The 13,512-nt window shown below is 46.4% G+C and carries 10 protein-coding genes; 7 read left to right on the top strand and 3 right to left on the bottom strand.

Annotated features, from left to right (window positions below; translation table 11 throughout):
* The first annotated feature begins 3 nt into the window (after positions 1-3).
* The 3 genes from mfd (at position 4) to A8806_RS01515 (ending at position 5,275) form a co-directional block, all read left to right on the top strand.
* Positions 4-3,387 (top strand): transcription-repair coupling factor, encoded by a 3,384-nt coding sequence (mfd, locus tag A8806_RS01525; RefSeq protein WP_109729391.1) that lies wholly within the window; start codon positions 4-6, stop codon positions 3,385-3,387.
* 48 nt (positions 3,388-3,435) lie between these two features.
* Positions 3,436-4,494, top strand: coding sequence for a peptidylprolyl isomerase (locus tag A8806_RS01520; RefSeq protein WP_109729390.1), 1,059 nt, complete (start codon positions 3,436-3,438; stop codon positions 4,492-4,494).
* Between the two features lie 220 nt (positions 4,495-4,714).
* Positions 4,715-5,275 carry a manganese efflux pump MntP gene (locus A8806_RS01515; protein WP_109729389.1) on the top strand — a complete coding sequence of 187 codons (561 nt, stop codon included), beginning with the start codon at positions 4,715-4,717 and terminating at the stop codon, positions 5,273-5,275.
* A gap of 23 nt (positions 5,276-5,298) precedes the next feature.
* On the opposite strand, the gene A8806_RS01510 is transcribed toward A8806_RS01515, so the two are convergent.
* Positions 5,299-6,168, bottom strand: a complete 870-nt coding sequence (locus tag A8806_RS01510) for a metallophosphoesterase (RefSeq protein ID WP_109729388.1) — start codon at positions 6,166-6,168, stop codon at positions 5,299-5,301.
* Positions 6,165-6,965: a DUF4474 domain-containing protein gene (locus A8806_RS01505; protein ID WP_242995919.1), complete on the bottom strand. Its 801-nt coding sequence runs from the start codon at positions 6,963-6,965 to the stop codon at positions 6,165-6,167. The genes A8806_RS01510 and A8806_RS01505 overlap by 4 nt, the downstream gene beginning before the upstream one ends.
* 217 nt (positions 6,966-7,182) lie before the next feature.
* On the opposite strand from A8806_RS01505, the gene rfbD reads away from it, so the two are divergent.
* Positions 7,183-8,109 (top strand): dTDP-4-dehydrorhamnose reductase, encoded by a 927-nt coding sequence (rfbD, locus tag A8806_RS01500; protein WP_242995918.1) that lies wholly within the window; start codon positions 7,183-7,185, stop codon positions 8,107-8,109.
* A complete protein-coding gene (locus A8806_RS01495; RefSeq protein ID WP_109729385.1) occupies positions 8,110-9,381 on the top strand; it encodes a dicarboxylate/amino acid:cation symporter in 1,272 nt (423 codons plus the stop codon).
* An 8-nt stretch (positions 9,382-9,389) separates the two neighbouring features.
* On the opposite strand, the gene A8806_RS01490 is transcribed toward A8806_RS01495, so the two are convergent.
* A complete protein-coding gene (locus A8806_RS01490) occupies positions 9,390-9,875 on the bottom strand; it encodes a cytidylate kinase-like family protein (protein ID WP_109729384.1) in 486 nt (161 codons plus the stop codon).
* A 535-nt stretch (positions 9,876-10,410) separates the two neighbouring features.
* Here A8806_RS01490 and A8806_RS01485 point away from each other — a divergent pair.
* Entirely contained in the window at positions 10,411-11,904 is a 1,494-nt protein-coding gene (locus A8806_RS01485; protein WP_181368543.1) for a Hint domain-containing protein, read from the top strand.
* A 4-nt stretch (positions 11,905-11,908) separates the two neighbouring features.
* Positions 11,909-13,510, top strand: a complete 1,602-nt coding sequence (locus A8806_RS01480; RefSeq protein WP_109729382.1) for a hypothetical protein — start codon at positions 11,909-11,911, stop codon at positions 13,508-13,510.
* The last annotated feature ends 2 nt before the right edge of the window (positions 13,511-13,512 follow it).

Below are 13,512 nucleotides of genomic sequence, written 5' to 3'. Positions count from 1 at the left end.
CTTATGCAGGCTTTTTTAGCGCCGCTTTCCGAGCTGGCGGAGTATAATGAGATTTTTTCAAAACGAAAAAAGGAAAAAGGAATCCTGCAGATCGCGGGATGTGTCAACTCACAGAAGACGCACCTGATGTATGCATTAAGCGATGGTTGTTTTTACAAAATCATCGCTTTTTCCAGTGATGAAAAGGCGAAGAAAGCCTATGAGGAATATCGCTTTCTGGATGAGGATGTGTACCTTTACCCGGCAAAGGACCTGCTCTTTTACCATGCTGATATCAAGGGCAAGTATCTTGTAAAGCAGCGCATGGAAGTGGTAAAGGCAATTTTTGAGACCGGAAATGAAGGCAGTGCTTCAGCAGGAGATGCCGGGGGGACTGAAAACGGGATTACTATCATTACGACGATCGATGCTTTTCTGGATGGAATGTCCCCGCTTAATGACATTTCTGAAAAGAGGATTCATATTTCAGGAGAGGGGGCCGTTGATTTTACAAAACTCCAGAAAAAACTTTCAGCGATGGGGTATGAGAGAGAGACAGAAGTCGAGGGGCCGGGACAGTTTGCCGTGAGAGGCGGGATTCTGGACGTGTTCCCCCTGACAGAAGAGCTTCCCGTCCGTATAGAACTGTGGGGCGACGAGGTGGACTCGATCCGTACGTTTGACGTGGAGAGCCAGCGTTCGGTTGAGAATCTGGACGAGGTCGTGATTTACCCCGCCGCAGAGCTTCAGGGGGACAGTGCAGACTGTGTTTCCTTTCTGGATTATTTCCCGGTTTCAAAAAGTATATTATTTCTGGATGAACCTGTACGACTTCTGGAACGTCTGGACGAGGTGGAGGAAGAATTCCTGAACAGTCAGAAAAACAGGGAGGCCGCGGGAATTCAGGATGAGGAAGAGGATCTGCGTGTGTTTTCCACAAAAGAGCTTGTGGAGAAGATGAACCAGTATTACGGAATCGGACTGACGACGCTGGAGTCAAAATGCGGTTCTTTTCATGTGCGGGATACTTACAGTCTTCAGACAAAGGGTGTAAATCCGTACAATAACAGCTTCGAAATGCTGACGAGGGACTTGAAGAGGCTGAAAAGAAATGGGTACCGCGTGATCCTCCTTTCCGGCTCCAGGACGCGTGCACGGCGTCTTGCAGAGGATCTGCGGGATTATGACCTGAGCAGTTTTTACAGCGAGGATATGGGCCGCATCGTACAGCCCGGGGAGATCATGGTTGCGTACGGGCATGTGGAAGAGGGATATGAATATCCGATGCTGAAGTTCATGGTCATCTCAGAGACCGATATTTTCGGGAAACACAAAAAGAAGAAACGCCGGAAAGTCTATGAGGGGCAGAAGATCCAGAACTTCTCGGAACTGAAGATCGGGGACTATGTTGTACATGAAAACCACGGTTTGGGAATTTATCAGGGCATCGAAAAGATTGAAGTAGACAAAATCACGAAAGACTACATGAAGATTACCTATGCCGGGGGAGGCGCGCTTTATATTCTGGCGACCCAGCTGGACCTGATCCAGAAGTATGCGGGGGCGGACGCAAAGAAACCAAAGCTGAACAAGCTGGGAACGAGCCAGTGGGCGAAGACAAAGAGTCAGGTACGCGGAGCAGTCAGGGAGATTGCGAAGGACCTGGTAGAGCTGTATGCGGCAAGGCAGCAGGCCGAAGGGTATGCCTATGAGACGGACACCGTATGGCAGAAGGAATTTGAGGAGATGTTTCCTTTTGAGGAAACGGACGACCAGCTCCAGGCGATTGCCGATACCAAACGGGATATGGAAAGCAGGAAGATCATGGACCGTCTGATCTGTGGGGATGTCGGGTATGGGAAGACTGAGATTGCAATCAGGGCCGCCTTTAAAGCGATTCAGGAGGGAAAGCAGGTCGTTTATCTTGTGCCGACTACGATTCTGGCCCAGCAGCATTACAACACGTTTGTACAGAGGATGAAAGACTTCCCGGTCAGGGTGGACCTCCTGTGCAGATTCAGGACTTCCACGCAGCAGAAGAAGACGGTGGAAGATTTAAAGAAAGGCCTTGTGGACATTGTGATCGGAACACACAGGGTCCTGTCAAAGGATGTCATGTTCAAAGACTTAGGCCTGCTGATTATTGATGAGGAGCAGCGTTTCGGGGTCACACACAAGGAGAAGATCAAGAAGCTGAAAGAAAATATAGACGTACTGACCCTGACAGCCACACCGATTCCCAGAACGCTCCATATGAGCCTGATCGGAATCAGGGATATGAGCGTGCTGGAAGAAGCCCCGATGGACCGTATGCCGATTCAGACCTATGTAATGGAATACAATGACGAGATGGTCAGGGAGGCCATAGAAAGAGAACTGTCCCGTGACGGACAGGTCTACTATGTATACAACCGTGTCAGCGACATCGCAGATGTGGCGGGCAGGATCCAGAGGCTTGTCCCGGATGCCGTAGTATCGTTTGCCCACGGCCAGATGAACGAGCGGGAACTGGAAAATATTATGTATGACTTCATTAACGGTGATATTGATGTCCTCGTTTCCACGACGATCATTGAGACGGGACTGGATATTTCCAATGTAAATACAATGATCATCCACGATGCGGACCGGCTGGGACTCTCCCAGCTCTACCAGCTTCGGGGGAGGGTCGGGCGTTCGAACCGTATGGCATATGCGTTTCTTCTGTACAGAAGGGATAAGATGCTCAAAGAAATTGCGGAGAAGCGCCTCGCCGCGATCCGTGAATTTACGGATCTTGGTTCCGGGTTTAAGATCGCCATGCGGGATCTGGAAATACGCGGGGCGGGCAACCTCCTAGGCGCCCGGCAGCACGGCCATATGGAGGCCGTGGGGTATGACCTGTACTGTAAGATGCTCAATGAGGCAGTGAAACAGCTGAAGGGGGAGATGGAAGAAGATGTGTATACAACCTCCATCGACCTGAATATCGATGCGTATATTCCAGAGTCTTATATTGCAAATGAATTCCAGAAGCTGGATGTCTATAAACGGATTGCCAGCATTGAGAATGAAGAGGAGATGGACGATATGATCGAAGAACTCATCGACCGTTTCGGCGACATCCCGAGGAAGGTGCAGCAGCTTTTGAACATTGCAGGCTTAAAGGCGCTGGCTCATTCTGCCTATGTAACGGCAGTGGAGCAAAAAGGAGATGCATACCAGCTTACCATGTATGAGAAAGCAAAGGTACAGCCGCAGAAAATACCGGGACTTCTCAAGGCCTACAATGGCAGCCTTGTATTCAAGGCAGACACACCGCCGTATTTCCTGTACCAGAAGAAGGGGCGCAGTGGGAAGACAAAGGACGAGGACGTTCTGGAATTGGTGAAAAAGCTGTTAAATGATATAAAAGGCTTGTTAGAATAATAAAAAAAGGCTATAATAATGAAGTTAGAATGTACGTAGGAGGATATTATGGGACAGTTCAGAAAGAAATTGATAATTATGGCGGCAGCGGGAGCCCTTGCAGTGTCATCTCTGGCAGGATGCAGCCGTTCTATGGATAATGATGCGGTCGTGGCAGAGGTTGGAAAGGATAAGATCACACTGGGTGTTGCCAATTTTTATGCCAGAATGCAGCAGGCTCAGTATGAGACCTATTATGCGGGTATGATGGGGATGACTGGTGAGGACATGTGGAAGCAGGAGGTTGAGGATGGCAAGACCTACGAAGACGGTATGAAAGAAAGCCTCCTTGAGGCTCTGGAGAACATGTATCTTTTGAACCAGCATGCGGCGGATTATGATATTGAACTGACTGATGATGATAAAAAGGCGATTGATAAGGCAGCTAATCTCTTTGTAGAAGATAACACCCTGGAGGACAAAGAGGCGGTTTCCGGGTATGAGAAGAATGTAAAGAAGTACCTGGAGCTTGCTACCATACAGAGCAGGATGGACCAGCCGATGAAGGAAGGCGTTGACGAAGAGGTGTCTGATGAAGAGGCCGCGCAGAAGAGCATGCAGTATGTTTTGTTCTCTTATAATAAGACAGATGCGGATGGTAATTCAGAGGCCATGACTGATGACGAGAAAGCGGCCCAGAAGCAGAAGGCACAGGAATTTGCAGACAGCTTAAAAGCAGGGGACAATCCGGATATAGGGGCTTTGGCACAGGAAGCAGGACAGGAAGTAAAGACAGCTACATTTGATGCCGATTCCACATCTCCGAATGCAGATCTGGTGAAGGCAGCGGATGCTCTTGAGAATGAAGGGGACGTCACAGACATCGTTGATACGGATTCAGGTGTTTATGTGGCAAAAGTGACCAGTTTCCTTGACAGAGAAGCTACCGATGCAAAGAAGGAATCCATTGTGGAAGAGAGAAAGCAGGAGCAGTATGATTCTCTTCTGAAGAAGTGGAGAGAAGACACAGAGATAACAGAACATAAAAATGTTTGGAAGAAAGTCAATTTTGAAAAGCAGGGTGTCACTGTAAAGCAGAGTGAAGACGACTATTCGGATAATGAATAAATAAAATACTTGAAATTGCAGTCTTTGGATGATAGAATACTAATCAGTCCGTGAGGGAGTAATTGGCGCAGGATATGCGTGGTAAGTCAACATACTGACTGGAAAGTCTGGCTTATCTTAATTAATGAGACTCATGTACAGTTTATTTGCTGTACATGTGTCTTTTTTTTGCCCTTTTATTCTAACCCACGTCAGATTCATTACACAGGAGGAAAAAAGAATGGGATTTATAGAATTATTTTTACTGGCAGTAGGATTATCAATGGATGCATTTGCGGTGTCCGTCTGTAAGGGCCTTGCGATGCCCAGGATTACCGTGAAAAAAGTATCTATTGTTGCACTGTGGTTTGGAGGGTTTCAGGCACTGATGCCGCTCATCGGTTACATTCTGGGCGTACAGTTTCAGGATAAAATCACGGCTGTAGACCACTGGATCGCCTTTATCCTGCTTGGAATCATCGGTGTGAACATGGTCAGGGAATCACTCTCGGGGGAATGCGAAAATACAAGTGATTCCCTGGACATAAAAACGATGTTTGTTCTGGCCGTGGCAACCAGTATAGATGCACTGGCGGTGGGAATCACCTTTGCATTTCTCCGTGTGAATATCATCCCCGCCGTATCTTTTATAGGAGTGACTACATTCATCCTGTCGGCCGCCGGAGTAAAGATCGGGAATGTGTTTGGGACAAAATACAAATCAAAAGCAGAGCTCGCAGGAGGAATCATCCTGATCCTTCTGGGGGTGAAGATCCTGCTGGAACATCTGGGGGTCCTGTAAAACGATAGTATTTCCAAATTTTGTTACAGCCTGTATTCTTCCAGAACTTCCCGTGCTACATACAGGGACCTGTCTTCCCGGGTGCGCAGCGTCCACTTGACGAGTATCATCATCCGGTTCTGGATTTCAATACAGGTGATGCACCGGGGGTGTACGCAGCTTCCCGTGTTAAAATAGGGGGCCTGTGAACTGCCAATCATCGGACGGTGTGTATGCCCGGCCACGAGTATCTTATGCTCCTGTATGGCCCAGTCTGTCAATCGTTTCTCCACTTTTTTCTTTTTCGTATAATTTCTTGCCGCACTCGTAGGATCGGACACCCCGATTGCTTCGAGCGGCTTCCAGATATAACGGACGAGCAGCTTTGCCAGAGGGGCGAGTGTGCTGTTTAAAAAGTCTGCCTGATGGCCGTGGATCAGATACAGGTCATTTCCATGCTCTGTATCTTTTAAAATCAGCCCCTGCAGATAGCAGTCACCGGGAAAAAGGGGCGATTCATCGTTCTGGCCGCTTACATGGTAGGTGGAACAGTGCTTCTGGCAATAATGGCAGTGGCGTTTGCTGTGGTCATGGTTGCCGTACAGCAGATAGAGCCTGTTTTCTCTCCGGTATTTTGAAAGCAGCCAGAAGACGTCACTGTGAATATCAATAATCTGGGAAAGCGAACGGTTTTCCCACAATTCATCCCCATCTCCCAATTCCATATAGGTATAATTTTTTTCATAATAATAATTTAGTGCGGCAAAATATACATTCTGGTTTTTCATAAAGTTATCATTGTGATTGCCGACCCCCCTGTGACAGTCGCTCATCAGCACGAAGCGGGACCTGCTGTTTAAGGGGACGACAGGCGCCTGTACAAATGCCCGTGAAATACGCTCATACCAGCTCATTGTCTTTTCCTCCTGTGCTTCTGAAACATTCTGATACAGAGAATCCTCTCAAAAAGGCAGGGATGTGTGTAGTAAAGGTAAAGCAGCCGGTCCACGGTCGTAAAAAAAGGATTGGTGAGCCACAGGAAAAGCTCACAGAAGATATCACCCTGCAGGAGCCTGTATTTTTCCAGAAAGACATCGGGTGCCATGAGCGGAGCTGATTTCGGCCTTGTGAAGTAGAACTGTACTGTATTCTGGTATGTGAGCAGTTCACTGCTTTTGTAGCCGAGGCCGTTCATGGCGCGGGTGAAGGCTGTACACATGTCCGGATCGGGGAATGTTACGGCTGCTTCGAGAATCAGATCCTCTGGGGCGGTGAAAGTACCCATGACAAAGCCGGATACGCGCCATTGTTTTTGAGAAATGGAAAAAAGCGGGCAGTCAGGCCCGGTCAGCCGCAGTTTAACAGGCAGAACCTCATCCTCTGCGGCGGCTGTAAAGACCGTCTGGGGCCGGAGCGCCGGGGGCACGACCGAGTCTGCGTGGTAAATACCGGCTTCCGCGCCTGTATTAATCCCGTACTGTCCCTTACAGAATTCGATCAGCCAGGTTTTCCCATGATAGTTGAAGTATACAGGTTCGCAGTCCAGTATCATGTGCATGGACAATGCATTCAGATCATAAAATTCCCCGTACCCGAACTCTTTCTGCCATGCATCGTCCCTGAAAGTAAAGATATCCTGGACAAATTGATAGGAAAAGCCAAAAGGAACGGCGAGTTCGTTCAGCAGGTCACATTTCCATGCATAAGACATCCGGCCGACTTTCTGGACGGCCTGCTTTTTTCTGTGGTAATACGACAAGAATAAAACAAAAAACAGTACAATTATAATAGGGATAAGGAGATACATACTCAGAGTCCTGAAAAAGTTCTTATTACACTATATGCAGATTCCAGAAAAATGGACTTGAAAAACAAGACGATTCCATTTATAATAGCGAAGTTTAGAGAACCTTTTTTAAGGGAAAGATTTGAAAAGGAGAAGAATGATGGGATACGATTATGGGAAGATATGGGTTGCAGGGGCAGCCGGACGAGTGGGGACCATGATACGCAATATGCTGGATATGCGTGATGTTGAGCTTTTTGAGACGGACATCGAGGACCTGGATATCACCTGTGCCGGGGATGTGAACCTGTTCGGAAGCAGGAACCGCCCGAACACAATCATCAACTGTGCGGGTATGACAGATGTACAGGCGTGTGAGGGAAATGTAGAAGAAGCATATAAAGTAAACGCCCTCGGGGCAAGGAACCTGAGTGCGATTGCAAGAAAGATAGACGCGAGAATCATCCAGATATCCACGGACGATATTTTTTGGGATACAAACGAGCAAAGCCACCATGAGTTTGACACACCCAATCCGAGAACAGTATATGGAAAGTCAAAACTTGCAGGCGAGAACTTCGTGAAAGAGCTGGCGCCGAAGCACCTGATCATCCGGAGCTCCTGGGTTTATGGGGCAGAAGGAAGTAACTTTGTAAATTCGATCATTGAGCAGGCTGGGAAAGGAATGCGGATCGAGGCAGCCGTGGATGACTTTGCATGTCCGACAAGCGCGAAGGAACTATCCAGGGTGATCCTGCGCCTGATTCAGGCGGAACAGGAGGGCATTTACCATGCGGTCTGTGCCGGACACTGCAGCAGATACGCTCTGGCACAGGAAATCCTCAGACTGCTTGGGAGAGAAGAAGTAGAACTGGTCCCGATAAAAATGGGCGGAAGACAGCCGGGATTCGAGGGGCCGGAGTATACAGTACTGGACAATATGATGCTTCGGATGTGCGGCATACAGCAGCCGTCAGGATGGAAGGAAGCACTGAGAGAATATGTGGCGGATTATGTTTCCGATTATAGTACAGCTAATGAGAACAAGAGAAAAGAAAGGGGAATGTAGATGAAAGAAACGAAGAGGAAAAAACCAGGACTTACGACACTGATCTTTATCAGCCTCCTGCTAGGGGCTTTTGCGGGAATCGTTCTGCACTACTGGGTCCCGGAGGGATATGTCAGAGATACAGTGATTATAGACGGAATCTTTTATGTAATCGGGAACGGTTTCCTGCGGGCCATGCAGATGCTGGTCGTGCCGCTTGTATTCTGTTCCCTGATCTGCGGAAGCATGGCAATCGGGGACACAAAGACTCTTGGAAAAGTCGGTGTGAAAACCATAGGGTTTTATCTGTTTACCACGGCGGCAGCGATTACGCTGGCACTGGGAATAGGCAATCTGATTAACCCGGGCGTTGGTCTGGACATCAGCAGTATCGAGACGGCAGAGACTTCGGCCGCAGAGACGGCAGGATTTGCAGATACCCTGCTGGATATCATACCGAAGAACCCGATTCAGGGACTTGCGGAAGGCAACATGCTGCAGATTATTTTCTTTGCTATTTTTATTGGGATTCTTCTGGCTAAAAGAGGTGAGAGGGCTGCATCTGTTGCCCAGTTCTTTGCTGAATTTAATGATCTCATGATGGATATGACGATGGCAGTTATGAAAGCCGCACCATTCGGCGTGTTCTGCCTGATTGCAAAGACATTTGCGGGAATTGGTTTCGACGCGTTTATACCGATGCTGAAATATATGGCGGCCGTCTTCCTCGCACTGCTGCTGCAGGGCTTTGGGGTCTACCAGATACTGCTGAAGTTATTTACGGGATTAAACCCGATAAAATTTATCCGCAAATTCCTGCCAGTCATGGGATTCGCGTTTTCCACGGCAACCTCCAATGCGACGATACCCCTGTCCATTGAAACGCTGGATAAAAAAATGGGGGTATCCAAGAAAATTTCATCTTTCACGGTGCCGCTGGGAGCGACCGTCAATATGGACGGAACCTCCATCATGCAGGGAGTCGCGGTTGTGTTCGTATCACAGGCATTCGGGATCGCACTTTCCCCGGCAGACTATATTACCGTAATCGCCACGGCTACCCTTGCTTCGATAGGAACGGCCGGAGTCCCGAGCGTAGGCCTGATCACACTGTCAATGGTCTTCAATTCCGTAGGGCTTCCGGTAGAAGGGATCGCTCTGATTATGGGAATAGACAGGATTCTCGATATGACAAGAACCGCTGTCAATATAACCGGGGATGCAGTATGCACCACGATCGTTGCCTATCAGAACAAATCCCTGAACCGGGAAGTATTTGACAGAATGGAGTAACCAGATCTTTAGATATATTCCAGCTTTTCGAAGTACTGCATGAGGATGTCCGCACAATTTTCAACGCCGAGCTCTGACGTATCGAGTATCATATGGTAATCGTTCACGTCACCCCATGTCTTGCCGGTATGCTCGTAATAGTATGCGGCACGTTCCTTGTCAGTATGTTCGACCTTTTCCTTCGCCTCTTCATAAGAAAGCGATTCGAGTCCCATGATCCTCTGTATACGGTCTTCTTTATCTGCACAGACAAAAATATTCAGTACATTCAGTTTATCCTTCAGAATATCGGAGGCACAGCGGCCAAGGATGATGCACGGGTTACCAGCCAGTTCACGAATGGCCTCTGCCTCGCTGTCATACATATGGTCGTCTATCTGCTGTTCAATATATGCCTTGTCGTATACAGGGATATCAAGCCTTTCGGAAAGTTCCTTTGCAATCACGCTTGCGCCGGTGCCGAAACGGCGGCTCATTGTAATTACTAATTTCATAATGTATTCCTCCTTCGTGTGTGCCTCTGAGAGTTGCAAAATTTTAAAAATCCACATTTCAGCCTTTTATAAGAACCCAAAATGATACAGAAGCGGTAATGCCGCTTTTGGTGGATATTTGAGTTTTATTATAACACCTATAGAGAGAAAAGTGTATGCTATATTTATTAAGCATTTATAAAAGTGTTTATAAACAGTAAAATAAAGAAAGTCTATCATATATCGTTAACTGAGAAATACACGTTTGCCTCCGCTGATGGAACAACAGAGAGTTTGTCGAAAAATGTCGAAATTGTTTGTCGAAATAATTTTAATGATTCTATTATTTAAAAAATAATAGAAAACATTGCATGTTTTTCGGAAAATGGTAAAATAGAATCATGTAGTCGTGCAACAATTACCGTTAACTCAAGATATAAGGAGGAGTATTATGATTCAAATCAACGAAAAATCAGCAATAAGTTACCCTAAGGAGATAATTTCAGAATGCAGAGAAAATGTAAACAACATAACCCGTAAAAGGAGAGCATCAAGATTGCTGGGAGCTGATTCTGTAAATCCAACTTTATTGGAAGTTGAACGGCCCCAGCTTTATCAATTTTATGATGTATTTGAGATTGAGGAGTTTACATTTTCTGAAAATAGTGCGGCGGGGCATCTCAAAATACAAATATCTCTGCTCAATACATTTAAGGATTTGAAAATATCAGCACAGATTCTGGATTTAGGCAGTGAAAAAGTAATTGCAGAAATTTCTCCGAAGACAGCCTCAGATACGAATTATCTGATTGTGGAGGAAGACTTTACCGTAGGTGCAGATATTGAAATAAAACAGCTAGGGGTGATTGCCTATGGAGACTGGGGAAATATAACGCCTGAGGATAACCAGCTTTCTGCATTTAAAAAAGCAAATTCTACAGACTATGATTATATCTATCGCCATGTATATCCAAAAAAAGAAAAGGAAGCCGTGATTCTGGGAGAACTGGAGAGCAGATATGCGGAGCGTGGAGTTACAGGGGATAAGGATCATATTGTGATAGCTTTAATCAGACGTCCTGATGATGTCAGTGATGTGGATTACATATGTGGATTCGGACGGGATGAAAAAACGGGCAATACTCCGAATTTGTGTGTGCCGGGGCAGGGAGATTTAGTGTTTGATAAAACAGAGATCCCCAAAGAGGATGAGGGTCACAAAAATTCTGCTGTCTGTAGACTGTACAGAAAGGGCGGAGGCGCTGCAGTAGTTGCAGCAACACCGGATTATGAATGTGACCAGATTATAGAAATTATGCCCATGGAACATGGATACCACTATGAATTTGTATCTTGGGGAAAAGGATATCACGACCCGGCAGGATGGAAAAAGACGGAATTTGATTATAAGCTTGAGATGAAGGTCTATACGGTAGTGAAAAAAGAGGAACAGGAAGACGAACAGGAAGACGAACAGGAAGACTGGAGAATCCATGAACTAATTGTTACCTCTTTAAAAGGCCTTGCCAGCTTTACAGAAGAAGTTCCTTCTCTGCAGATTATGTACGGATGTATGGCGCCTGACACTCTGATACGGATGGCGGACGGGACAGAACAAGAAATCCGCTGTATAACTATAGGAGATAGAGTGATGGGCAGGGACAACAGGCAGATGAGAGTGGTTAATGTATGGAGAGGCCCGGAAATGGAAAATATGGTGGAAATTCACGCAGAGGGGATGCCATCAAAAGGTCTGTTCCTTACCAAAGCTCATCCGGTTTGGGTAAAGGATGAGAATGGAACAGAAGGCTGGAAGCAAGCTGGACAGTGTACTACAAAAGATATGGTATTAGTGAAAGAAGGGTATAGAGGCGGAGAGGAAATATATAGACGTATTCTGGAAATTAGGGAAAAAGAACCCAGCAGTGACGTGTATAACCTAGATTTGGAACCTGATGATGGCAGACAGTCAGGGGCTGATTCGGTAAATATGTTCTGTGGCGGAATTTTAACAGGAGATAACAAGGTGCAAAACAACCTTTGGAGGTAATTGGATGGGAATGGTTAACAAGATAGAAATCTATCAGGCAGAGGTGGAAAAAGAGGTATCCGATAATACTTATCAGATTAAACTTTACTGGAAAACTGAAGAATCAGCCCAGAAGTATCAAGGAAAATATCTAGTAGAACTAAAGAAGAGTACAGAGATAGTAAAGTCGGAAGAAGTACAAGATAAGAACTGTGTGTTTAGCAACATTCAGTTAGATGACAAGCTTTATTATACGGTATCTGTTACAGTGAAGGACCAGCCTGACAAGAGCCATTCCACTCCCCTGCTGCTCAAAACATATGAGAGGCTTACAGGGAGTTATGACGGAAGCAGTCTGGAACTATCCTGGGATAAGCCGGATATTAATATAGGCTCAGGAAAATGTATTGTCAAAGTAGATCATTCCGGTATCTATACTTATGAGATTTCCCCATATGTCTGTGGTATGGAGATACCTATGGAGGAAAAGCACTTTGGTGAAAAGATCAACCTGACAGTTACTATGCAGCCGTATATCAATAAGTTTTCTTCAGGGCCGTCCGCAGAGATTCCTTCCCTGTTCTGTCCTGTGTATACTGCGGAAGAGTCAGCAGAGGGAAAGAAGCAGGTATGCTTCAGAAAACAGGGAATGGATGAGAAGATTCTTAGTATCCCCCTTGATGGGGAAATTTATGCTGCAGACCAGGAAGGAAAATTAAAAAAACCAGAATCGCCAATAAGTTCCGGATCTCTGGAACTAGGAATTGTATCTCCTTATATGCTTACTATCCGAAGTGACACTGTTTTGGAAAGAGCGGACTATGATACTTTTATTGCCAAAGTTTTTCAGGTGACAACAACAAAGGCCATGTATCAGATTATGGAGATGATTGCCAGAGGAGCCAGACAGAATATAGAGGATATGCTATATTTTCACTGCGGTCTGAATCCAGATAAAAGATGTACGGATGTGCGTCCAGGGTTTTCGCTGAAACTGGAACAGGAGCTATATATGCCGGAAGATCAGATGTCGGGCGGGGATGCAGCAGGATTTGTGGGAAACCATACAGCCTTCTATGAGGTTTCTCTTGCACGGGGCAAGAATATGGAATATCTGGAGTTTGACAGCTTTGTTCATCTCATGGAAGAGGAAATTTATCCGCCTTCCAGTGAAGAGACGGTAAAGCCGGTAGGAGCTGGCATTATTGACCTTTGTGCTGTGAGGATGCGCCAGCCTTTTTACCGGATTCAATATCCGGAAGCCCTGTTTTCCAGTGAGGCGGAGCCAGATATTTATGCGGGAAATCATGTACTCATGCTTGCTGCGCCTGGCTTTCAGGAAGTGCCTCTGCCGCCGGAGAATTCGACGGTTGTACCTTATCTGCTGTTTCGGGGAAGAAGTGCGCTGACGCTGCAGATTACCGTAGTGGTATGCGGTGTGGAGAGAAAGCTGCCGGCGGGAACTACTGTGGGAAAACTGATGGGGTTTATGGGAATACACGGAAAGGGAACAAAGAAACTGGTACTGTACAGGAGAAGTCCTTCTGGAGAGCAGACGAAAATCTCTTTTTCAGGAGAAGTATGGGAAGACTTTCCTTTGTTTCACGGGGATAGAATAGAGGGATAAGG

Origin of the sequence: Faecalicatena orotica, assembly GCF_003149245.1 — a bacterium.
Classification (GTDB): domain Bacteria; phylum Bacillota; class Clostridia; order Lachnospirales; family Lachnospiraceae; genus Faecalicatena_A; species Faecalicatena_A orotica.
Note: the sequence above shows the minus strand (reverse complement) of the source record. Positions and strands in the feature narration are given on the sequence as shown.

Coding starts and splice junctions, on each gene's coding strand:
- mfd (WP_109729391.1), top strand. CDS start 4: ATGCAGGCTTTTTTAGCGCCGCTTTCCGAGCTGGCGGAGTATAATGAG.
- A8806_RS01520 (WP_109729390.1), top strand. CDS start 3,436: ATGGGACAGTTCAGAAAGAAATTGATAATTATGGCGGCAGCGGGAGCC.
- A8806_RS01515 (WP_109729389.1), top strand. CDS start 4,715: ATGGGATTTATAGAATTATTTTTACTGGCAGTAGGATTATCAATGGAT.
- A8806_RS01510 (WP_109729388.1), bottom strand. CDS start 6,168: ATGAGCTGGTATGAGCGTATTTCACGGGCATTTGTACAGGCGCCTGTC.
- A8806_RS01505 (WP_242995919.1), bottom strand. CDS start 6,965: ATGTCTTATGCATGGAAATGTGACCTGCTGAACGAACTCGCCGTTCCT.
- A8806_RS01495 (WP_109729385.1), top strand. CDS start 8,110: ATGAAAGAAACGAAGAGGAAAAAACCAGGACTTACGACACTGATCTTT.
- A8806_RS01490 (WP_109729384.1), bottom strand. CDS start 9,875: ATGAAATTAGTAATTACAATGAGCCGCCGTTTCGGCACCGGCGCAAGC.
- A8806_RS01480 (WP_109729382.1), top strand. CDS start 11,909: ATGGGAATGGTTAACAAGATAGAAATCTATCAGGCAGAGGTGGAAAAA.